Source organism: Rhizobium sp. BK289, from assembly GCF_014193575.1.
In the GTDB taxonomy this organism is placed as follows: domain Bacteria; phylum Pseudomonadota; class Alphaproteobacteria; order Rhizobiales; family Rhizobiaceae; genus Rhizobium; species Rhizobium tropici_C.
The window spans coordinates 48,361-70,595 of record NZ_JACHZO010000011.1 but is presented as its reverse complement, the minus strand read 5'-3'; the positions used below and the strand labels follow the sequence as shown (position 1 = coordinate 70,595).

Below are 22,235 nucleotides of genomic sequence, written 5' to 3'. Positions count from 1 at the left end.
TCAGGCAGCGATGTCCCGTTTGCGCTTCGTCAGTGCATCGACGCTCAGAGGGCCCGCGCCGGCGGCGACGAGAAACAGGAAGATGAAGCAGAAGAGGATAGCCGCCGTTCCGCCATTCTGGGCGGGATAGAAGCTCTGCGGCGCGTGGCGCAGGAAATAGGCGAAGGCCATCAGGCCCGACAGAATGAACGAAGCAATCCGCGTCTGGAAGCCGATGAGGACGAGGAAGCCAAGGGTGAGCTCAAGCAGGCCGGCGATCCAGGGCAGCGATCCGACGGCGGGCACATTTTCGACGGCTGGGAAATGCAGGATTTTCTGCGTTCCATAGCTGAACAGCACAAGGGATGCGACGATGCGCAGAAGGCTCAGCAGATAAGGGTGGAGGGTATGGAGAGCAGCGAGCATTTCTATCCTTTCGTCGTCGAGTTGAGCACCACCCTCAATTGATCCACTTCGAAAAGACAAGTCACGACTGTTGACATTGATGTTATCGCCCGCGGGTGGCCTGGACAGAGCTGTTAGCCGGCTGCATTTTTTGGCATCTGCAACGTTGCAGTTTCCTCAAATCGACGCTGTACTTTGCCAACCGGGTTGGCTAAACCGCAGCCAACGAAGCCACAACAGACGGGATTTTCATCATGATCGATCCGAAGCTTCTTGCCGATCGCTTCCCAGGCGATTTCACATTCGGCGTTGCCACTGCCGCGTTCCAGATCGAAGGTGCCACCAAGGCCGACGGCCGTAAGCCATCTATCTGGGATGCTTTCGCCAACATGCCGGGCCGCGTCTATCAGCGCGATAATGGTGACGTCGCCTGCGATCATTATAACCGTCTGGAGCAGGATCTCGATCTCATCAAGGAGATGGGCGTCGAGGCCTACCGCTTCTCGATCGCCTGGCCGCGCATCATTCCCGAAGGCACCGGCCCCGTGAACGAAGCCGGCCTCGATTTCTATGATCGCCTCGTCGATGGCTGCAAGGCGCGAGGGATCAAGACCTTTGCGACTCTCTACCATTGGGATCTGCCGCTGGCGCTCGCCGGCGACGGCGGCTGGACGGCGCGTTCGACGGCGCATGCCTTCCAGCGCTATGCCAAGACCGTCATGGGCCGCCTCGGCGACCGTCTGGACTCTGTCGCCACCTTCAACGAGCCCTGGTGCATCGTCTGGCTGAGCCATCTCTATGGCGTTCATGCACCCGGCGAGCGTAACATGCAGGCGGCGCTCTATGCCATGCATTATATGAACCTTGCCCATGGTCTCGGCGTCGAGGCGATCCGCTCCGTGGCGCCGAAGGTGCCGGTCGGCATCGTGCTGAATGCCGCTTCGATCCTGCCGGGCTCGGATCGCCCGGAAGATGCCGCCGCTGTCGAACGCGCGCATCAGTTTCACAACGGCGCCTTCTTCGATCCGATCTTCAAGGGCGAGTATCCGAAGGAGCTCGTCGAGGCGCTCGGCGATCGTATGCCTGTCATCGAAGACGGCGATCTGAAGACCATCAACCAGAAACTCGATTGGTGGGGTTTGAACTATTACATGCCGATGCGCGTCTCCGACGACGCCTCGAAGAGCGGCGATTTTCCCTGGACGAAGGAGGCGCCGCCGGTCAGCGACGTAAAAACGGATATCGGTTGGGAGGTCTATTCGCCGGGTCTGAAGCACGTCGTCGAGGATCTCAACAGGCGCTACGACCTGCCGGAGTGCTACATCACCGAAAACGGTGCCTGCTACAATATGGGCGTCGTCAACGGCGAGGTCGATGACCAGCCGCGCCTCGATTATTATATCGAGCATCTCGGTGTCGTCGCGGATCTCATCAAGGATGGCTATCCGATGCGCGGCTACTTCGCCTGGAGCCTGATGGATAATTTCGAATGGGCGGAAGGCTATCGCATGCGTTTCGGCCTCGTGCATGTCGATTACGAGACCCAGGTGCGCACGATCAAGAAGAGCGGCAAATGGTACCGCGAGCTCGCTTCGCAGTTTCCGAAGGGCAACCACAAGGCGGTTTGATGCGGTTCCATCTTCCTTGAGGGGGAAGTCGCGCGGAACGCGCAGGTGGGGGTGATTTCTGGGGTGAACGCGGGGGTCACCCCACCCCGGACCTGCGGTCCGACCCTCCCCCTCAAGGGGAGGGTGTCGGTCGCTTGAATCGGTAAAGCCTGATAAATATCGCGCATGACCCAACGGCCGATTTTTCTTTACGCGCTTTGCGGCAGTCAACGGCAGGCCTCGACCAGCCGCAGGCTGCTGCAGGCGCTGCAGCTCGCCTGTCCTGACGGCGTCAGCATCGCCATCTGCGATCTGATCGGCGCTCTGCCGATCTTCAATCCCGACGATGAGGGCGAGAGGACGCCGCCCGTGGTCGAGAGATTTGCAGCCGAGATCCGTAAGGCGGATGGTCTGATCGTGTCCTGCCCCGAATATGCTCATGGTATTCCCGGCGGCTTCAAGAATGCGCTGGATTGGCTGGTGTCGCGCGACGAAGTGCCGTTCAAGCCGTTGATGCTCGCCCATGCTTCCCATCGCGGCGATCTTGTCCTAGCACAGCTGACCGAGGTCCTGCAGACCATGTCGCTGCACATCGTGGCCGACGCTTTCCTGCGCTTGCCGATTGCGGGCAAGAGCGATGAGGCACAGGCGGCCATGCTTCTGGAGGCGCACGAAAACGGCCTCCTGTCCGGGGGTCTCAGCCGTTTCGCGCAAACGATTGCCACCAGAGCATGATTTTTCCGGCTTCGGCAAATATGCAACCCATTCCTGTAGGAATCTCCGATACGCCTTAACCGTTTGTTGAAGACCTGACGGCAGACTTCCGTGCCAAGGAGAAAAGGCGTGGGAGCAACTTTCAATTCATTGCGGCAAGCGACACAGATCGGTCGTCATTCCATTGTGACGGCCGTTTTGATTTCCTTTGCTCTTGTGGTTGCCGTCGTGACCCTGATGGTGCTGACCGCAATCGGCCGCGTCGCCGATTACTCCAACAAGCTGGATGACGAACGTTCCTGGGAGACGACCGTCGGCGCCCTGAAAACCTTCCAGGGGCAGCTGGAAGCGACGCTGCATGATCATTCCGCGCGCAACGATGCGGCGCGAAGCGTCTACGGGACGAACGACCGGGGCTGGATCGCCGGCAATTACGGCGACATCTCCTCCGACGGCGCGCTGTTCGATACCGCCGTTATTGTCGACGACCACAACAAGCCTATCATTGCCTATCACGACGGCGTGCCGTTGACGGAGAATATCGAAGACGTCCTCGGCACCGCCATTTGGGCCCTGGTCGATCAGGCGCGCACCACGCGCGTGACCGGTGTGCCGGAAGCCTCGGGTTACATCATGACCAGGGATGGTATCGCCGCCGCCGGCGCGGCGACCATCCGCGAAAGATCCGGCCGCATTCCCGCGCCGCAAGGCCAGCGTCGTTACCTGATCCTCGTGCGTTATCTCGACGCTGCCCGCATCAAGATGCTTTCCAACACCTATGTCATCAGCGGCCTGACGCTGATGCCGCCGGAAACCGTGGCTCGCTATGCGGTTTCCATCGTCGATCCCTTAGGCAAGTCGCTGGGGCGGCTGGTCTGGAGCTCGCGCGAACCGGGCGACATGAGCTACCAAAAGGTCCGGCCGCTGGTGCTCGGCGCGCTCGGCCTTGTCGGCCTGTTCTTCGTCGTGCTGCTGATCTTGGGGTCGTTGGCTGGGCGCAGGTTGCGGTCGGAGGAGGTTCAGGCGCGTCAGGTTTCACTGCGTGACAGGTTGAGCGGTCTTCTCAATCGGGAGGGGTTGCGGCTCGATGTGGACCGGCTGGTCGAACGGGCGCGCAGCGACGGCACCAATGTTCTGCTTCTCTATCTCGATCTCGATGGTTTCAAGGAAATCAACGATTCCTATGGGCATGGCACGGGCGATCAGCTCATTCGCGCCGTGGCGGCAGGCCTCAGCGTGCTTGTGCCGCCACAGGCGGCGCTGGCCAGGGTTGGAGGAGACGAATTCGCCATCGTCTTTCCGACGAAGGAACTCAACGACGCGCCTGCCTTGCAGCTGGCGGAACAGATCCTGGATTTTCTCTCCGAGCCCTTGGAAATCGGCCGGCGGGTGGTCGTCGTCGGCACCAGCATCGGCATAGCGAGTTCGCCGGAAGGCCGGATCGACAGAGAGGAACTGGTGCGGCGTGCCGATCTTGCCATGTACAAGGCCAAGGAGGCGGGCCGCGCCCGCATGACCTGCTACGACACGGCCATGGATGCCCATCGCGAGGAGCGCAACGCGCTTGAACTCGATCTGCGCCGTGCCATCGAGATGGAAGAGCTGACGCTCGCCTATCAGCCTCTGGTCGAGGCATCGAGCTGCGAAATGATCGGTGTCGAAGCGCTCGTGCGCTGGAACCGTCCCGGTCACGGCCCGATTTCACCAGAGGTCTTCATTCCCATTGCTGAAACCAGCGGTCTGATCGAGGCGCTGGGGCTGCTCGTCCTGCGCAAGGCCTGTGAAGCCGCGCGGCAATGGCCGGATCTTCGCATCGCCGTCAATGTATCGCCGGGTCAATTCCGCAATCCTGCCTTTGCCGACTACGTCCGCAGCGTACTGAACGGGACGGGGATAGAGGCCGAGCGGGTAACGCTGGAAATTACCGAAGGCTACATCATCCAGAATCCGGAGCGCACCCGCCAGTCGATCGAGCGGCTGAAGACACTCGGGGTCAAGGTGGCCCTCGACGATTTCGGCTCCGGTTTCTCCTCTATCGGCTATCTGCGCCAGTTCGGCTTCGATCGCATCAAGATCGATCGCTCACTGACCATGAATGTGCTCGAAGACGACCGCGCCCGTGAAATGCTGCAGGCGACGGTGGCATTGGCCCGTTCACTCGATATTCCCGTGACCGCCGAAGGTATCGAGACCGAGGCGCAGGGAAGGGCGCTGGAAGGCTTCGGCTGCGACGAGCTGCAGGGCTATTTCTACGGAAAGCCGATGCCGGAAACCGAGATCAGCAAGCGGCTTGCCGTGCAGATGGCGGTAGAGCTGGGCGAGGAGCATGCCGCGGCCTGATATGCCCAAAGCATTTCCGCTTTTCCTGGAATTGCGTCAGCCGATATGCTCGTGGCCGCGCTTGCGGGCGAGCGCGATCTGCCGCTGCCTTTCGCGATAACGTTCGCGATCCTCTTCACTGCGCTCGTGATAGCAATGGCTGCAGGATACACCGGCTTCGTAGAAGGGCGAGGTCACTTCCTCTGATGTAATGGGATTGCGGCAGGCGTGACAGAGCTTGTGATTGCCTTCCTTCAGGCCGTGTTCGACGGAGACGCGCTCATCGAAGACGAAGCAGGCGCCTTCCCAGAGGCTTTCTTCCGCCGGCACTTCCTCCAGATATTTCAGGATGCCGCCCTTGAGGTGATAGACCTCGTCGAAGCCCTGCTGCTTCATGAAAGCGGTCGCCTTCTCGCAGCGGATGCCGCCGGTGCAGTACATGGCGATCTTCGGCTTGTTGTGCAGGCCGGTATTGTCGCGCACCCAATCGGGAAATTCGCGGAAGGTCTTGGTCTTCGGGTCAACCGCGCCCTTGAAGACACCGATGGCGGTCTCATAGTCGTTGCGGGTATCGATGACGATCGTATCGGGATCGGAGATCAGTGCGTTCCAGTCCTTCGGCGCGACATAGGTTCCGACGACCTTGGTGGGGTCGATATGCTCGACGCCCATGGTGACGATCTCTTTCTTGAGCTTCACTTTCATGCGCACGAACGGCATTTTCGACGCGCGGCTTTCCTTGTGCTCCAGGCCGGCAAATTCCGGCTGGGCGCGCAGGAAGGCAAGGACTGCGCCGATGGCAGCATCCGTGCCGGCGATGGTACCGTTGATCCCTTCATGCGCAAGCAGCAACGTGCCCTTGACGCCATTTTCCTCGCAGAGCGCAAGCAAAGGCTCGCGCAGGATTTCGAAGCGCGGAAAGGAAACGAAATGATAGAGCGCGGCAACGAGGAATGCGCCGGTCGCGTCGCGCCGTGGATCTGAAAGCTTGTCGGTCATGGCGGGGAAATACAATTTTGTGGGCTTTCAGGCAATCGGGATTCGTATTTTGAAACTATGCGACCTGGCAGCCTCGATCCTTCGAGGCATCGCCACCGGGGCCACCCTCGTCCTTCGACGGGCTCAGAATGAGAGTGGAGCGGCCTTTGAGCTTCAGACAGTGCTCCGCAGTGACGCGCCGGGCGCCGATGACCAGCCCTCATGCTGAGGTGCGTAGGCGCTCAGGGCCGAAGCCTCGAAGCACGAGGGCGGGTGAGGGGTCTTATCCGCCTCAATCCACCGCCTCCAGCCAGAGGCGCTTTATGGTTCGTGCCTCGCGCTTGGGCTTGTCTGCAAAGACCCAACGCGCCCGGTTCAGCGCTTCCTCACGGGCCGCCTGCTGCCGGGAAATGATCGCCTCCAGCAGGCGCGCGTGATCGTCGCTCCCGTTGAAGAGATGCGGCTCGCGATCCGCGACATCCGCCAGCATCGACATGTCGAGATAGCGGCCGAGCACATCGACCAATATCTTGGCCTCCAGCTGCTTGGCATGCATGGCGGCCGGCCAGACGTCGCGTAGCAGCATGTGATGCATCCAGTAATCCTGACTGCGCTTGCGCAGATCGTGAAAGCACTCGGCATGGGCCGCTTCCACATGGCACTCGGAAAGCGCCTGCACCGCCTTGCGGAGATTCTTGCGCCACCCCTTCTGGAAAAGACGGGCCGTGTCGCGCCGCCCAGCCTCGAATGATATATCCTTCAACGTCTCGAGCGCCTCGTTGCAGGTGGTGATTGCCAGCCGTGCCTTGCTTTCGAGATCGGTCTCGGCCTCGGCGAGGCGGTCGCGCTTGCTGGTCAGAACATCGGTTACTCGGCTAAGCGCCTGCAGTTCATCTTCGGATTTCGCCGTCGTCTGCAGGTAATGGCTGGCCTCAATCAGCGCGGTCGCGTCGCGTAGGCCTGAAAGCGAGCGGGCCATGTCACGAAGCCGGTCATTCTCGTGCTGTTGAAATTCGCGCGCAATCGGCGCTATCAGACGGTAAAGCGCGCACGCGCTTGATGTTCTTGCGCGCGGCGTGAACCGCTTCGTGCAGACCTTGGGGCCTATCCGTCAGAACAGCTATCGCTTTGCCGAGTTGATGCGCGGCGGCTTTGTGCACCTCGCCATCAAGAGCCCGGTCAGGCCGTACGCGATAGCTCATCGTACTCCTGTTCGAACTGGGTCGCGAGAGCCTGATTGGAGTAGCGGTATTCGCCGGTCACTTCGCGGCCGATCCAGTCCGGCAGTTCCGGATCATCGCTTTCGTCTTCCATCTCCACTTCGGCGATCACAAGACCGCGATGGGCGCCGCGAAAGACATCCACCTCCCAGACAAATCCCTTGAAGGGCACCTTGTGGCGGGTCTTCTCGATGACGAGGCCGACCGCCGTTCCCAGAAGCTCCTCGGCCTCATCGACGGGGATCTCGTACTCGAATTCATCCCTCGTCATCGCCTTGCCGATCTTGATCGTCAAAGTCGCCGTGGTTTCGTTCGTCAGCCTTATCCGCACGGAGCGGTCGTTCATGGAGGCAATATATCCTTGTCGCAGGATCAGCTTCTCCGAAGCGTAATCACGCCAATGATCGCCGCGCACCAGAAACTTTCGCTCGATCTCTTTTGCCATGCGTTTAACATGCTCCACTGGCACAGACCGCGGCAGACTATAGTATGTCACGACGAATTCCTACCCGTCCTGTCCAAAGCATGCTTTTGTCTCGACAAGCATTCTCGGGGAGGTTATTCGAGAGCCGGTTTCAATCGTTTTAAAGGAGCGCACCGACCATGGGCGAGAAAACCGAAAAGCTTCTTTCCATTCTGAAACTGCAGCCCGTCGTTCCGGTGCTGATCGTCGATGATGCGAAATCGGCCGTGCCGCTCGCACGGGCGCTCGTTGCCGGCGGTCTGAAGGCCATCGAGATCACGCTGCGCACGGCCGGCGCGCTCGATGCCATCCGTGCGGTCGCCGAAGAGGTGGAAGGGGCCGAAGTCGGCGCCGGTACGATCCTCAATGTCAGCCAGTGGGATGCGGCCGTCGAAGCCGGTTCCAAGTTCATCGTCAGCCCCGGCACGACCCAGGAACTGCTGGACGCTGCGCGCTCCTCGCATGTGCCGCTGCTGCCGGGTGCCGCGACCGCAAGCGAAGTCATGGCGCTGCGGGAGGAGGGCTATACGGTGCTCAAGTTCTTCCCGGCCGAGCAGGCCGGCGGCGCCTCCTATCTCAAGGCCTTGTCCTCGCCGCTCGCAGGCACGGTCTTCTGCCCGACCGGCGGCATTTCGCTGAAGAATGCCCATGATTATCTGTCGCTGCCGAACGTCATCTGCGTCGGCGGCTCCTGGGTGGCACCGAAGGAACTGGTTGCATCAGGCGACTGGGCCGGCATCACCAAGCTTGCCGCCGAGGCTGCCACGCTCAAGGGCTGAGACGATCGCTTCCGTTCAATTGTAAAGGCGCGCAGCCTTCTGCGCGCCTTTTTAGATTCTATGGATTGGTATTTGCGGTTGCGCTTCCTATCTCCCTCTCACCATCACAAGGACGGAGGACCATCCATATGATCGACGCCCGCAAGCTTCTTGACCAATTCCTGGGATCACAGGTTCCGGGAGTGCAGGGGACCGTGAAGGACAGGGCAACCCAGGCCATCAATCTCGCCAGGGATAATCCGATGGCGACGAGCGCGATCGCCGGCGTGCTGCTGGGGACGAAGACCGGACGCCAGGTTGCCGGCAATGCGCTGGCGCTCGGCGGCCTCGCCGCCATCGCCGGACTTGGCTATCAAGCCTACAAGAATTACCGCGATGGCAATCAGCCGCAGCCGGCACCCCAATCGACCCAGCAGGCCGAGCCGCAGTTCCTGCCGCCGCCGTCAGATTCCGGCTTCAGCACAGCGCCTGCCATCGCCAGCAATGATTTTACGCTTTCGCTGGTGCGGGCGATGATCGCGGCCGCCCGTGCCGATGGCCATATCGACGATGCGGAGCGTCAGCGCATTCTCGGCAAGGTGCACGAGGCCGGTGTCGGGTCGGAGGCGGAAGCCTTCTTCCAGCGCGAGCTTGCCAATCCCGTCGATCTTGACGCGATCGTCGCCTCGGCGAAGACCGAAGAGCAGCGGGTACAGGTCTATACCGCGTCGCGGCTCGCGATTGAGCCGGATTCTCGGGCCGAGCGCGGCTATCTCGATCTGCTGGCCGGCAGGCTCGGTTTGGCCGACGCCTTGGTCGACCATATCGAGGCGACGGTCGCTGGTGCCAAAGTCCCACTCTGATAGATAGCGCTGGTTGCCTTTCGGCGGCGGCTGGCCTAAGCCTTCGCCGAAACATTTCATGGCGTGCTGGGGATCGGCGATTGACGGACAAGAAAAGCGACACCCGCTCGGCGGCGATCGCCGCCGGCATTATTTTGGTGGCGGCGACGGTCGCGCTTTACCTGATGCCGAATGTCATCGTCTGGCTCGGCTCGATTTCGCCATGGCTCGGCACGAGCTTCGGCGTATTGGTCATCCTGGCCTTCTTCCTGGTGTTCTGGCTGAGAGCCCGGTACCAGCGGCGCAATGGGCCGTAAGCTCTAGCGTAAGGCTTTCCCGAATCCTCCGAAATCGCTCAGTTCTGCAGTGAGGCGCCGAGCAGAATGACGCCCGTGCAGATGACCAGCAGCGCACCGAGAATTTCGATACCATTGCCCACCCAGGCCGAAAGCCTCGAGCCCTTGCCCGTGAAACGGACGGCGGTGCCTTTTGCGAAGACGGCGATCATGGCAAGCAGCGAGACGGTCAGCGCCGTGCCGATGGACATGGCCAGCACGGACAGAAGCCCGCCGAGATAGAGCCCGTTCAGCATCGAAAAGGTCATGACCAGCAGGGCGCCAGAGCACGGTCGCAGTCCAACGGCGATGATGGCCGACCAGGCTTCGCGGACACTGAATTTTTCATTCGACAGCATCTTCGGATCGGGAAGATGGGCGTGGCCGCAGGTCTCGCAATAAGCGCCATCGCCGGCCGCATGGGCGGGATCGTAGCATTGATAGCCGCCGGCAGTGGACATGACGGCGCCGCTGCGCGCAAAACCTCTCGTCGAATCCGTGCCCGTCGCGGCCCCCTCGAACAGCGAAACACTGATTGGCCCCGCCGATGTCGCGAGCTGCATTTCCTGACGCTGCGCCCGGCTCTGCATCATTGCCCGCAGCTTGCGGAACAAGAGCCAGCTGCCGAACAGGATGACCATGACGAAGCTGGTGATCTCCATGGCGTTGGTCGCCATCGTCATGGTGATGCCGGAACCACGCAGGACGAAATAGGCGGCGCCGACGACAAGGACGGCAACGAGGCCCTGAATGAGCGCGGAAACGAACGAGATGCCGATGCCGCGCTTCAGCTCGATCTCGTTGGCGACCATGTAGGAGGAGATGACAGCCTTGCCGTGGCCCGGACCGGCGGCATGGAAGATACCATAGGCGAAGGAAAGGCCGATCAGCGTCCAGAGTTGCCAGGGATCCTGGCGCATGGCCTCGATGGATCTGGTAAGCGCGCGATAGAAGGCTTGCTGTTCGTAGTTCACATAGAGGAAGATCGGGGCAAGCGGGCCGCCAATCGGCTGGAAGCTCGGCTCCGCCGTGCCGATGCCGAGCGGAGAGCCTGCGGCATGCGCCAGACCGGCGGCCGCCAAAAGGGCGAGTACCGCGGCCGGAGCGAGCTTCCTCAGTCTCGAAGTCAGCATTCGACGTCTATCCGCGTTGCGAAGAGTTTCGACATGGTCGTTCCCGTCGGATCGTTGAAGAAGGCATCCGTCAATGTCGATCTGTTTTCGGCGATAACCTCGTCCGGATTGGGGCGAACGACCTTCTGCGTACAGCTTTTGAAGGCATCGCCCTCCGTCACCAGTTCATTGTCGCTCGGGAAATCGACTGAGGTGTAGAGCGTCGGATCGTAGATGCCGAAGCTCAGCTTGTTGCCCTTGGCAAGCGGCATCGGCTCGGAAGGCTTGACGGCGAAGAACATCAGGAGCTGGCCATCGCGATAATCGACATTGATGACGTCAGGCTTGTTCACCTTGATCACTTTACCGTTCAGCGTCAGGTTCGTGTAATAGTCGTAGTCGGCAAGCGACTCGCGCACCGTCTTGCCAACCTCCTTCAGCTCGTCCGGGTCGAGCTTCAGATTGGTGTTCTTGTCGAAATCCATCAGCACCGAGGAAGAGAATACTTCATCGAACCGCCAGACGTTGCGCAGTTCCTGCACATTGCCATCCGCGCCGGCCAGCACTTCCAGGCGGGCTTCCACGAAAATATGCGGATGCGCCGATGCTGCGGCGGGCACGAGCAGCAGGCCGCCGGTCAGGGCAACAGCGTAGGCGGTCGTGGATTTTCTCATGCGTCCGATAGGTTTCGCGAGCATTGATTCACTTCGTTTTCTGGTCAGGAAATGAGACGGAATTGGGACCGGGCGGCCAAGCTCGGGCGTTCAGCCGTTCTTGCGGAACCAGTTGTGCAGATAGTCCACAAAGATGCGCACCTTGGCCGGCAGATAGCGCCGGTGCGGATAGACGGCATAGATGCCGCGATCGGTCGGAAGATAGTCGTTGAACAATGTCAGCAATTGCCCGCTTTCGATCGCCTGGCGGCCGATGAAATCCGGGACGATGGCGATGCCGAGATCGGCAAGAGCTGCGCGCAACGTCGCATGCGGGCTGTTGACTTCGAGCGTGCCGTTGATGGCGACGTTGAAAGTGGTGCTGTCGGCATCGACGAAGCGGATATTGCCTTGTGAGCGGGTGTTGGTATCGATGATGAAAGGCACGCGGGCAAGATCGCTCGGATGCTCCAGCGTCGGATAGCGCTCGAGGAACGCCGGGGTTGCGCAGAGATGGATGCGGAAGTCCGAGATCTTGCGGGCGATCATGCCGGAATCCTCGAGCTTGGTGATGCGCACGGCGACATCGAAGCCTTCCTCGATCAGATCGACAAAACGGTCGTCGGCAGAGATTTCCAGCGCGAGATCGGGATTTTCCTTGGCAAAGTCGATCAGCGATTGCCCGACATCGGCGTCGACGAAGGTGCGCGGCACGGAGACGCGCAGCCGGCCTTTAAGCTGCTGGTTGTTCTCGCGCACGAGGTCGGCAAGGTTGTCGATCTCCTTCAGGATATCGGAGGCGGTCCGATAATAGGTATGGCCGGCTTCCGTCATGGAGAATTGACGCGTGGTGCGGTTCAAGAGCAGCGCGCCGAGTTCGTCCTCCAGCTCGCGGACATATTTCGACAAGAGCGCCTTGGAGCGGCCGGTCTTGCGCGCAGCCGCTGAAAATCCTTCGGCTTCGACCACGTCGATGAAGGCGCGAATCCGGGTCAAAGTGTCCATGGTGAAGCCTCCCGCTAACTGTTTCCGGATGTTGAACAAAATGCTTCGATTTGTTCAATTATTTTTTTCGGGCATGGAAGAAAAATTTTCTTGATTATGTCGGCGAATATTCCTATTTCGGGGTCAGCCCAAAGTCGCACGTGCCCGTGGGTGTCCGCCGATCCTCGATGTGGTGAGAAAATCGGTAAGGTACCTGGAATTAACCCCTCCAGTCGCTATTCCGGCCAACCGGAAAATGCGAGGACATCTGAAGCAACGACGGTGCGGGCCTTTTTGTTCTCTCCCGGCTTTCCATCAGCCGGGGTTACTGAAGAGGCACACCTTCATTGCCGGAAGTGCGGTTGGGATCTTCCCTCCAATCCATGGCAGACAAAGCGAATTAGCGCCGCTTGCGGCACTCGTTCATCATCCGCGCTTCGCGCATTTGCACGGTACCGGGGTCTCCACCGGCTGGTTCCTGAGCGAATGAGCGTCGCCCTTTGTCCTCTGGGTCTTCCCCGGAGCCTTTGGAATTGAAAGGGAATTGACATGACCACGCAACGTATTCGCGATTTCCTCGCTGCCCGACGTCCGGACGGTCCTTGCCTGGTGGTCGATCTCGATGTCGTCCGCGACAATTTTCACGCCTTCCGTCATGCCATGCCGGACAGCGCCATCTATTATGCCGTCAAGGCCAATCCGGCTCCGGAAGTGCTGCGCCTGCTCGCCAGCCTCGGCTCCAACTTCGATTGCGCGTCCGTCGCCGAAATCGAAATGGCGCTCGATGCCGGTGCGACCGCTGAGCGTATCTCCTACGGCAACACCATCAAGAAGGAGCGCGATATCGCCCGTGCGCATGCACTCGGTATCAACCTCTTCGCCGTCGACAGCCACGAGGAAGTCGAAAAGATCTCGCGTGCGGCCCCCGGCGCCCGCGTGTTCTGCCGCGTCCTGACCGATGGCGAAGGTGCGGAATGGCCGCTGTCGCGCAAGTTCGGTTGCGTCCCGCAGATGGCCGTCGACGTTCTCGTCTACGCCCACCAGCTCGGTCTGGAATCCTACGGCGTGTCTTTCCACGTCGGCTCGCAGATGACCAAAGTCGATGCCTGGGACAATGCTCTTGCCGATGCCAAGCGCGTTTTCGTCTCGCTCGCCAAGCAGGGCATCCACCTGCAGATGGTCAACATGGGCGGCGGTTTCCCGACCAAATACCTGCGCGACGTTCCCTCGGCCGAAGCCTATGGCAAGGCGATCTTTGCGTCTCTGCGTGCCCATTTCGGCAACCAGATCCCGCACACGATCATCGAACCGGGCCGCGGCATGGTCGGCAATGCCGGCGTGATCAAGGCTGAAGTCGTTCTGATCTCCAAGAAGTCGGACAATGACGCCGCTCGCTGGGTCTTCCTTGACATCGGCAAGTTCGGCGGTCTCGCCGAAACCATGGACGAGGCGATCCGTTACCCGATCCGCACGACGCGCGACGGCGACGAGATGGAACCTTGCGTCATCGCCGGTCCGACCTGCGATTCGGCCGACGTGCTCTATGAGAAGAACCTCTATCCGCTGCCGGTGTCGCTCACCATTGGCGACGAGGTCCTGATTGAAGGCACCGGCGCCTACACCACGACCTACTCGGCTGTGTCGTTCAACGGCTTCGACCCGTTGAAGGCTTACATCATCTGAGGTCCGGCAGGGATCTGAAGTTCGACAAAGCTGCCCCCGTAGCCAGCCGGGGCGGCACCCTCACAATAGTTTGTCACCACCGCTGATAACGGTATTGGGCACGGGAGGCCGAGATGGCCGCTGTTCTTGATTCTGTCCGCGCATTCTTTGCGCCGTCCACATTCACTCTCGACCTGGAAAACGCAGGCGATGTCGTTGCGCGCGAAAACCTGCTGGATCGCGCCATGGGTCCCGACCGCCGCAAGAAGTCGTCGGAAAAGCTGCGTCAGGGCCGCGTTCCGGCCGAAGGCCTGGCACTGGTCGCGCGCGATCGCGGCGACCATGTCATCGGCACGGTTCGTCTCTGGAACATCGAAGCCGGCGTCGATCGCGAGACGCGCCCGGTCGATGGGTTGCTGCTCGGCCCGCTGGCGATCGATCCCGCCTATGAAGGCAAAGGCATCGGTTCGGCGCTGATGCGCGCTGCCATCCTGGAGGCCAAGAAGCGCGGCCACGGCGCGATCCTGCTGGTCGGCGATGCGCCTTATTACGAGCGTTTCGGCTTCTTCGCCGCAAAGACGCGGCATCTCGTCATGCCCGGTCCGTTCCAGCGCGAGCGCTTCCTGGCTCTCGAACTCAAAGACGGTTGGCTCGACAGTGCCGCCGGCATGGTCGTTGCCAGCGGCCGCAAGCTTGCCCAGCCGCCGATAGCAAAGGCTGCGTAAAGCGCCCGAAGAGTCCTGGAATATCAAAAGCCTCCGCCTGTCCAGGTGGAGGCTTTTTTATTTAGCGGCCTTCATGCCCTCCTTCGCCGGGTCGTATCCGTCCGTCAGCGTTTTCAGGAAGGCGACGACATCGGCGATCTCGGCGTCGTTGAGCGCTGGGGCATCGCCGGGCTTGCGGTTCATCGGCGCGTCGATGACATCGATATTGGCCCGATACTGCGCTGGCAGGTCATCATATTTCAGGACCTTGCCGCTCGCATCCTTCGGATAGATTTCCCCCGGATTGGTGTCGCGCTTGACATAGAAGCGGGTGACATCCTCGAGGTTCCGATAGACGCCATTGTGGAAGAAGACATGTCGGGTGGCGACGTTGCGCAGCGTCGGCGTCTTGAACAGGCCGCAATTCTGCTGCTGGGCGGAATAGGCGTCGTTGCGCAGCGGGCCGCAAATACCGGTGTCGTAGTAATGGGCATCGGCATTGGCCGGAATGGCCGGATTGCGCGGTGCGCCGAGCGCCTCGAACTCGAAATCGGTGAAGTTGGGCATCTGCCCGTCGCCGGTCATCTTGTCGAGATGGCAGGAGGCGCAGTTGCCCTTGTTCGCATCGTCGAACAGCTTCAATCCCCGCGCTTCCGCATCCGTCAGCACTGACTTGCCGCGCAGGTAATAATCATACTTGCTCGTATAGGGATGGAAGGAGTTTTCCTCGATCTGATAGCGGGCAAGTGCGAAGCCTACCTCTGAAATGGTCATATCCTGATCGTTGAGGACATTGTCGCCGAAGAGCGCCGAAATATCCTTGCCGTAACCCTTCTTGAGCTTGGCATAGACGATGGCGGCATCGGCATTCGCCATTTCGAAGGGTGAGATCATCGGCTGCAGGGCCTGTTCCTCCAGTGAATCCACTCGCCCATCCCAGAACATGCCGCCCTGCGGCACGAGGTTTGCTGCGGCTGCCGCATCGGCCTTGACGACGGCCTCTGCCGCCAGCGGGCCGGTGACGGCCGCGGGGGCATTGGCGAGAGCCACGCCCGATGCTTCGGCCATCGGCGAGGCTTCCGCGGCCTCGTCGGCAGCGCTCTCCTCGCCTATCGAGAAGGATGGCGTCGACATCTTGTAGGCGAGGCTGGGCACCGCGCGGACGCCCGGCTGATCGAGATGCGGGCCACCGAGCTGGACGGCGAGGCCATTGGCCGGCGCATAGTGGTTGGCCGGGTCATGGCAGGTGGCGCAAGACATCTGGCCGCCACCGGACAGCGACGGATCGAAGAACAGCTTCTTGCCGAGCTGCGCCACCGCGCTCAGTGGCGCCTGTTCATCATAGCCATCGGTTGCCGAAGCACTGGCGGCCGGTTCGCTTGCCATGCCGACAGCCGCACCCGCAAGCGATAGGCCCGCGAGTGCGAGGAGCGGCAGGAGACGGTGGCTGATCTGAACGGGCATTCCGTCTCCCCTTTGGTTTTACGATGCCTGGTTGCCGGTCTTTGGATCGAGGATCAGCTTCGGCGCGTCACCCTTGGACCAGTCGAACATGGTGTTCAGCGAGCCCGAGAGCACATCGAAGGAGCCGCCGCCGAGGCGGGCGCCGGCCATCCAGTTGTCCTCGATGAAGCGCATGACGGAGGTCTGGTCCGTCAGCGTGTGATCGACGAAGTTGACCTTGGCGTAGGGTGAAATCACAAGCAGCGGCTGGCGCGTGCCGTAGCCGCAGCGTCCCTGCGCCGGCTGGCCATTGACGCCGGGGAGGGCGGTGCCGGTGGAGCAGCTGTCGCCACTCAGCACGTCATAGCCTTTGACCGGGATTTTCGACGGATTGACGACCGCATGGGCATGATCATACCAGCCATCGGAATCGTCGTAGAGGATAATGATGGCGGTGTCCTTCCAATCCGGCGAATTCTGCACGGTGTTGACTACCTCAGTTACGAATTCCTGTTCGTCGAGCGGATCGGAATAGCCGGCATGGCCGTCCTGATAGGCAGGTGCCTTCAGGAAGCTGACCGTCGGCATGTTGCCGTTCTTCAGCGCCGCATAGAAGTCGGTCATGTCGTACTGGTGGTTTGCCGCATCGGTCGTCCCGATCGCCGCCACCGAAGAGGGGCGCGCATGCGTCGGGTTGGCGGTCGAGGCATAATATTGGAACGGCTGGTGATGCGGAATGTAGTCGGCGTAGTTGACCTTGGTGATGGTCGACGTGGTCGCGCGCTTGCAACCTGTCGTGCCGTCCGGGTTGGTCAGCGACAGGTCGAAGCCACCCTCGAAGAAGCCCCAGGTGATCTTGTGATCGTTCAGCATGTCGCCGATGTTCTTGCCGTACATCAGCGCCGTCTGGCCGACCGAGCAGACGTCGCCGGTCGGGTCGAAATCGCTGATCGCGGTCCAGCCGCCATTGCCGTCAGGCACGATGCGGCCCTTGGAATAGGTGCCGTCGCTTTCCAGTGTGTAGCCGGGCGGCAGGATGGCGCCGTTGGTCTGGCCGGAAATCAGGTTCAGCGCGCCAGGGGTCGAGGGGCCGAAATTGGTGGAGAAGGAATTGTCGTTCAGCGCGTAATGCTGGGCATAATTCCAAAAGGCCGTGACGGTGTTGCCGTCATAATAGCCCATGACCTGCCCTTTGGTGCCGAAGGCACCGGCGGCACCCTTGGTGCCACGGCCGGTATTGGCTGGGAAAAGGTCCATAGCGAAGTTGTTGTAGGCGGCCTGTTCGGCGGTATAGCCGTGGTTCTGTGACTGGGTCGCCGCCTGCGTACGATCGAGCCGGAAGGGCGCCGCCGCATCGGCGCCGTTTGCCGTGTTGGTCTTGTTCGGGTTGTTGTCGAGAAGACCGGCATTGGCGAGCGTGTTGATATCGGTTGGCGTGTTGTCTGCCGCCTTGAATGCCGGTTCGCCATCGACATTCGCTGCCTTGGGATAGGTCGCGAAATAATGGTCGAAGGAGACGTTTTCCTGGAAGATCACGACAAGATGCTTGATGGGCGTCGCGGTATTCGGTGCCGGGCTTAGGTCAGTGGCACCGGCGGCGGAACAGAGCAAAACAAGGGTAAGCGCGCTGCCGGCGATAAGCGCGGCGCCACGTGAAAGACTGATCATCGTCATATCCTCTTCGAGTGGGGGCATTGCTCCGGCGCATTTGCGCCACGCCGGGCATAGAGAACCCTTTCGAGCTATCAATGGAGCATGACAGTTCCATGAAGGGTGACGGGCAGGCGATTCAGCCGTTGATATCGCATCTTCGGCAAGCACTTGATTCTGCTGTGCTGGATGCGGAACGGTACGAGTCGCCTGTCTGGAGCGTTTACGGTGCTACCTTATGTCACGGACTGCCTGCGGTTGTTTCCTCACCCGCTCTCGTGCTTCGAGACGGCCCTTCGGGCCTCCTCAGCACGAGGGCCGATTTGCGCGCCTCGCCACGGAACTTGCTTCACCTCATGGTGAGGTGCAGCGCCGTTAAGCGCGGCGAAAACGACGATGCCTTGAACCAGGAGGTGGCCACAGTCCCAGCTGAAATCAGATATTCTGATCCATCGTCTCAGCCGGGATCTCGTCGGCGCGATGGATGCGCACGACCACGGCAGGCACGCCTGCGACGGTGCAGTGCGGCGGCACGGGTTTGACCACGACGCTGCCCGCGGCAACCTTGCTGAAGGCGCCAACTTCGATATTGCCGAGGATCTTGGCGCCGGCGCCGATCATCACGCCGTGACGGATCTTCGGGTGACGGTCGCCGCTCTCCTTGCCGGTGCCGCCGAGCGTGACGTTCTGCAGGATGGAAACCTCATCCTCTATCACGGCAGTTTCGCCGATGACGATGCCGGAGCCATGGTCGAGCATGATCGAGGTGCCGATCTTCGCGGCCGGATGGATATCCGGGCCAAAGACGAGCGAGACGAGATTGGAGAGCCAGCTCGCAATTTCCTTGCGGCCTTCCGTCCAGAGCGCATGGGCGATGCGGTGCGTCTGCAGGGCATGAAAACCCTTCAAGTTCAGAAGAGCATGCAGGTAGGTTGTGCAGGCGGGGTCGCGGGTTCGCACCGCGACAAGATCCGCTTCCGTTGCTTGCAGGATGGCGGGATATCGCCTCAGTACGTCGGATAGCAGAGAAAGCATGTCGCCGTGCTCGATCCTGACGACGCAAAGCCTAGCGGCCAATACGTTGGCAAGGCTTTCGGCCTCGGAGTTTCCGGCAAGCAATTGCGCCTGCAGCAGCGGCGCAAGCGTCGGCTCGCGCGCCGCCAGTTCGGCGGCTTCGCAACGGATCACATCCCAGACGTTTTCGGCTGGTTTAGGCGCATTTCCGGCGATTGCCGTTCCTGACTGGGGCATGATCCTGTCTCTCTGCTTAGAGCAGTTCAGCGATCCACGGTATCCATGAACTGCTCTGTCTCATTGTTTTCACGCAATTCCGGACGGAAAACCGCTGCGCACTTTTCCTTGAATTGCCTTAACCGGAGATGTCGACGACGCCGCAGTCGCCGGCTTCGGAGGCGAAGGCGAGCAGCTTGCCGGATTTGCTCCAGCTCATCGACGTAATGGCACCCTTGCCGGGCCGTCGCAAGAGCGCTTCCTTGGCGTCGCCGATGCGCACCGCAAGGATCATGCCATCGATAAAGCCGATGGCGAGGATATCCTCGACGGGGTGGAACTTCACCGAAGTCGCCATGATGTTGGCGCGGGTGCCGAGCTCCAACGGCGCCTTGCCCATCGGACCATCCTTGCCCTGGAAGGGCCAGACGATCGCCGCCGGTGCGCCGGAGGAGGCCAGCCATTTCCCCTTGTTGGACCAGGAGAGCGACTTCACCTTGGCGGGATAGCCGGTCATGCGCATGTGCCTGGCTTCGGCACCCGGCTTCGCATCCATCTTCCAGCCGTGCAGCGCATTTTCCTGCATGGTCGTGACGATGAACTGGCCATCCGGCGAGAAGGTGACGCTGGTATGGGCGCCCTTCCATTCCAGATTGACCGGCTGGGCGCTCATGCCGACCCAATGCAGCGATACGCCGTTGTAGCGGGCAACCGCAATGCGCAGGCCCTTCGGAGCGAAAGCGATGCCTTCGACGGTACGTTCTTCCGGAAACTCTTTCGTCGTCCCGTCGGAGAGCTGTACGAAGGTGCTCTTGCCATAGGAATAGGCGACAGCGCCCTGCGGGCCGGCTGCAAGCTGGCTGATCCACTTGCGCGGCGCTTCGGCGAGCACCGCCATGCTGCCGTCGGCTGCGATCCGCAGAACCTTGCCATCCTCGCCGCCGGAGATCAGGCTCTCGCTATGAGGATCGCGGATGCAGGTCAGCATCCCCTGATGGGCTTCGGTAACCTTCTCACCGCCTTCGAGGCGGTGGATCGCGCCGGCGGCGCTGGCGAAAAAGGGGGTATCACCTAAAAATTCGACGGCCAGAACGTGGCCGTCGATATCAAGCGGAGCAACAGTCGGCATCAGGCAGACGCCTCGCACGCCTTGAAGCTGGCTTCCAGTTTTTCGCGGTCAAGCTCGCGGCCGATGAAGACGAGACGGCTCTCATGCTTTTCGCCGTCCTTCCAGGGACGCTGGTGGTCGCCTTCGATGATCATGTGCACACCCTGAACGACATAGCGTTCCGGATCGTCCTTGAAGGCGATGATGCCCTTGAGGCGCAGGATGTTCGGGCCTTGTGTCTGCGTGACCTTCTGGATCCACGGGAAGAAGCGCTCGGCATTCATCTCGCCGCCGCGCAGCGAAACCGACTGCACGGTGACGTCATGGATCGGGGAAGGAGCATGGTGGTGATGATGGTCGTGATCATGGTGGTGATGATCGTGGTCGTGATCATGATGGTGGTGGTGATCATGATCATGATCGCAATCCGGGCCGCAGACATGATCCTCATGGCCGTGCTCGAGGAAATGCGGGTCGTTCTCGAGCGCACGTTCCAGGTTGAAGGCGCCCTGGTTCAGCACGCGAGCGAGCTCGACGCCGGATCGGGTCGTCTTGTAGACGCGGGCAGCCGGGTTGATCGCGTGGACGATGTCCTCGATCTGGGCAAGCTCTTCCGGCGTTACGAGATCGGACTTGTTGATGACGACGACGTCGGCGAAGGCGATCTGGTCTTCGGCTTCGCGGCTGTCCTTCAGGCGCAGCGGCAGGTGCTTGGCGTCGACGAGCGCGACGACGGCGTCGAGTTCGGTCTTGGCGCGGACATCGTCATCCATGAAGAAGGTCTGGGCGACCGGAACCGGATCGGCAAGGCCCGTCGTTTCGACGATGATGCCGTCAAAGCGGCCGGGACGGCGCATCAGGCCTTCGACGACGCGGATGAGATCGCCGCGAACGGTGCAGCAGACGCAGCCATTGTTCATTTCGTAGATTTCTTCGTCCGACTCGACGATGAGGTCGTTGTCGATGCCGATCTCGCCGAATTCGTTGACGATGACGGCGTATTTCTTGCCGTGATTTTCAGACAGGATGCGGTTCAGCAGCGTCGTCTTGCCGGCGCCGAGATAGCCGGTGAGAACGGTAACGGGAACGGGCTTTTGCGTGGCTGTTTCGGTCATGGGAGCCTCGAAATATGGAAGGTTGCCCCGGAGAGCAGATATTGGTCGGGTTCCATATAAGGAGTTGAGGACGTCAGTTCAAAGGCTTTTGTATGTTATAAGATCACATTGCATTGCGCAGGAATGGAGCAGGCGTCGATTCATGATGCCGATCAAGTCAGCGTCGTCGCATCGAATGCGTCGACATCCTCGAACAGCTCGACGAGACCTTGCACCGCGTGCGCGATCAGCCGCTCGCCCTTGGCCGCCGTTGCGACGCCTGCATTGCCGGCAACGCCTTGCGTGCTGAGATCAGACATCTTCCAGCCGAAGGCATGCGGGCCGTAGGCGCGCAGATGCTTGAAGCCCTTGATGAACTCCGATTGTCGCGACGGGAAGTTCGCCGCCTTCGACATGTCCACTTTCTCCGGATGCAGCGCCAGCATGACCGATGTCTCGATATCACCGCCGTGAATGTCGATGGCTTTGTCATCCGGCGCGATCAGCCCGTCCGGTACGCCGAAGCGGGTCCAGCTGGTGGCGACCGCCAGCATGCCGAAGCGCACACGCGCCTCCGCCGCGACGATGGTCATCAGCGGCGAGTTGCCGCCATGGGCATTCAGCATGACGAATTTGCGGATGCCGAGCCCGCTCAACCGCTCGGCGATACCAAGCCAGCGCCCGATAGCCTCGTCGAAGGTCAGCGTCTTCGTGCCGGCGACATCCATATGCTCGATCGAGTAGCCGACGGCCTCGACGGAAAGGAAGGTAACCGGCAGTTTGGCCGGCAAAGCAACCTTGAGACGTGAAACGATTCCCTCGGCAATGAGCGTATCGGTTTCGAACGGCAGATGCGGTCCGTGTTGCTCATAGGCGCCAAGTGGCAGCACGGCGATCCATTTTGATCGCTCCTGCGGCGTCAGTGTTTCATCATTGTCATCGAAACATGGCAAAGGATACGCCATCTGAGGATGT

21 protein-coding genes are annotated in these 22,235 nt (G+C 60.9%); 8 read left to right on the top strand and 13 right to left on the bottom strand.

Going from position 1 to position 22,235, the window contains the following annotated elements:
* A complete protein-coding gene (locus FHT84_RS21175) occupies positions 1–405 on the bottom strand; it encodes a DoxX family protein (RefSeq protein ID WP_112343254.1) in 405 nt (134 codons plus the stop codon).
* 233 nt (positions 406–638) lie between these two features.
* Here FHT84_RS21175 and FHT84_RS21170 point away from each other — a divergent pair, with 233 nt between their 5' ends.
* From FHT84_RS21170 to FHT84_RS21160, 3 genes are all read left to right on the top strand, one after another.
* Positions 639–2,012, top strand: a complete 1,374-nt coding sequence (locus tag FHT84_RS21170) for a GH1 family beta-glucosidase (RefSeq protein WP_183764774.1) — start codon at positions 639–641, stop codon at positions 2,010–2,012.
* Positions 2,013–2,177: 165 nt separating this feature from the next.
* On the top strand, positions 2,178–2,726 hold the full coding sequence (locus tag FHT84_RS21165) for an NADPH-dependent FMN reductase (RefSeq protein ID WP_183764776.1): 549 nt from the start codon (positions 2,178–2,180) through the stop codon (positions 2,724–2,726).
* 108 nt (positions 2,727–2,834) lie between these two features.
* Positions 2,835–5,045, top strand: coding sequence for an EAL domain-containing protein (locus FHT84_RS21160; RefSeq protein ID WP_145644463.1), 2,211 nt, complete (start codon positions 2,835–2,837; stop codon positions 5,043–5,045).
* A gap of 36 nt (positions 5,046–5,081) precedes the next feature.
* Here the strand turns inward: FHT84_RS21160 and FHT84_RS21155 are convergent, their stop codons facing one another.
* The 3 genes from FHT84_RS21155 to FHT84_RS21145 all read right to left on the bottom strand — a co-directional run bounded on the left by FHT84_RS21155 (position 5,082) and on the right by FHT84_RS21145 (position 7,667).
* Positions 5,082–6,023, bottom strand: coding sequence for a rhodanese-related sulfurtransferase (locus FHT84_RS21155; protein ID WP_183764779.1), 942 nt, complete (start codon positions 6,021–6,023; stop codon positions 5,082–5,084).
* Between the two features lie 271 nt (positions 6,024–6,294).
* Positions 6,295–7,026 carry a CHAD domain-containing protein gene (locus FHT84_RS21150; RefSeq protein ID WP_348647380.1) on the bottom strand — a complete coding sequence of 244 codons (732 nt, stop codon included), beginning with the start codon at positions 7,024–7,026 and terminating at the stop codon, positions 6,295–6,297.
* Positions 7,027–7,181: 155 nt separating this feature from the next.
* On the bottom strand, positions 7,182–7,667 hold the full coding sequence (locus FHT84_RS21145; protein ID WP_113250041.1) for a CYTH domain-containing protein: 486 nt from the start codon (positions 7,665–7,667) through the stop codon (positions 7,182–7,184).
* Positions 7,668–7,825: 158 nt separating this feature from the next.
* On the opposite strand from FHT84_RS21145, the gene FHT84_RS21140 reads away from it, so the two are divergent.
* From FHT84_RS21140 to FHT84_RS21130, 3 genes are all read left to right on the top strand, one after another.
* Positions 7,826–8,464 (top strand): 2-dehydro-3-deoxy-phosphogluconate aldolase, encoded by a 639-nt coding sequence (locus FHT84_RS21140; protein ID WP_183764782.1) that lies wholly within the window; start codon positions 7,826–7,828, stop codon positions 8,462–8,464.
* Positions 8,465–8,592: 128 nt separating this feature from the next.
* Positions 8,593–9,306, top strand: coding sequence for a tellurite resistance TerB family protein (locus tag FHT84_RS21135; protein ID WP_112343262.1), 714 nt, complete (start codon positions 8,593–8,595; stop codon positions 9,304–9,306).
* 80 nt (positions 9,307–9,386) lie between these two features.
* A complete protein-coding gene (locus FHT84_RS21130; protein ID WP_112343263.1) occupies positions 9,387–9,602 on the top strand; it encodes a hypothetical protein in 216 nt (71 codons plus the stop codon).
* Between the two features lie 38 nt (positions 9,603–9,640).
* Here the strand turns inward: FHT84_RS21130 and FHT84_RS21125 are convergent, their stop codons facing one another.
* The 3 genes from FHT84_RS21125 to FHT84_RS21115 form a co-directional block, all read right to left on the bottom strand.
* On the bottom strand, positions 9,641–10,753 hold the full coding sequence (locus FHT84_RS21125; protein ID WP_183764785.1) for a nickel/cobalt transporter: 1,113 nt from the start codon (positions 10,751–10,753) through the stop codon (positions 9,641–9,643).
* Positions 10,747–11,406, bottom strand: coding sequence for a DUF1007 family protein (locus tag FHT84_RS21120; protein WP_169645759.1), 660 nt, complete (start codon positions 11,404–11,406; stop codon positions 10,747–10,749). The genes FHT84_RS21125 and FHT84_RS21120 overlap by 7 nt, the downstream gene beginning before the upstream one ends.
* A 90-nt stretch (positions 11,407–11,496) precedes the next feature.
* The gene (locus FHT84_RS21115; RefSeq protein WP_112343266.1) at positions 11,497–12,390 is read right to left on the bottom strand and encodes a LysR family transcriptional regulator; all 894 of its coding nucleotides are present in this window, start codon (positions 12,388–12,390) and stop codon (positions 11,497–11,499) included.
* Between the two features lie 528 nt (positions 12,391–12,918).
* Between FHT84_RS21115 and odc2 the strand changes: the two genes are divergently transcribed.
* Together odc2 and FHT84_RS21105 are read left to right on the top strand one after the other, a co-directional pair.
* Entirely contained in the window at positions 12,919–14,052 is a 1,134-nt protein-coding gene (odc2, locus tag FHT84_RS21110) for an ornithine/lysine decarboxylase (RefSeq protein WP_183764788.1), read from the top strand.
* 113 nt (positions 14,053–14,165) lie between these two features.
* A complete protein-coding gene (locus tag FHT84_RS21105; protein WP_183764791.1) occupies positions 14,166–14,756 on the top strand; it encodes an N-acetyltransferase in 591 nt (196 codons plus the stop codon).
* A 57-nt stretch (positions 14,757–14,813) separates the two neighbouring features.
* Here the strand turns inward: FHT84_RS21105 and FHT84_RS21100 are convergent, their stop codons facing one another.
* From FHT84_RS21100 to FHT84_RS21075, 6 genes are all read right to left on the bottom strand, one after another.
* On the bottom strand, positions 14,814–16,199 hold the full coding sequence (locus FHT84_RS21100) for a cytochrome c peroxidase (RefSeq protein WP_183764795.1): 1,386 nt from the start codon (positions 16,197–16,199) through the stop codon (positions 14,814–14,816).
* 18 nt (positions 16,200–16,217) lie between these two features.
* Positions 16,218–17,846, bottom strand: a complete 1,629-nt coding sequence (locus FHT84_RS21095) for an alkaline phosphatase family protein (protein ID WP_183764798.1) — start codon at positions 17,844–17,846, stop codon at positions 16,218–16,220.
* A 417-nt stretch (positions 17,847–18,263) separates the two neighbouring features.
* Complete coding sequence (gene cysE, locus FHT84_RS21090) at positions 18,264–19,079, bottom strand: serine O-acetyltransferase (protein ID WP_183764801.1); 816 nt, start codon at positions 19,077–19,079, stop codon at positions 18,264–18,266.
* Between the two features lie 118 nt (positions 19,080–19,197).
* Positions 19,198–20,187, bottom strand: coding sequence for a WD40 repeat domain-containing protein (locus tag FHT84_RS21085; RefSeq protein WP_112343272.1), 990 nt, complete (start codon positions 20,185–20,187; stop codon positions 19,198–19,200).
* On the bottom strand, positions 20,187–21,281 hold the full coding sequence (locus tag FHT84_RS21080) for a GTP-binding protein (RefSeq protein ID WP_183764804.1): 1,095 nt from the start codon (positions 21,279–21,281) through the stop codon (positions 20,187–20,189). The genes FHT84_RS21085 and FHT84_RS21080 overlap by 1 nt, the downstream gene beginning before the upstream one ends.
* Positions 21,282–21,433: 152 nt before the next feature.
* Positions 21,434–22,225: a creatininase family protein gene (locus FHT84_RS21075; protein ID WP_183764808.1), complete on the bottom strand. Its 792-nt coding sequence runs from the start codon at positions 22,223–22,225 to the stop codon at positions 21,434–21,436.
* Between the last annotated feature and the right edge of the window lie 10 nt (positions 22,226–22,235).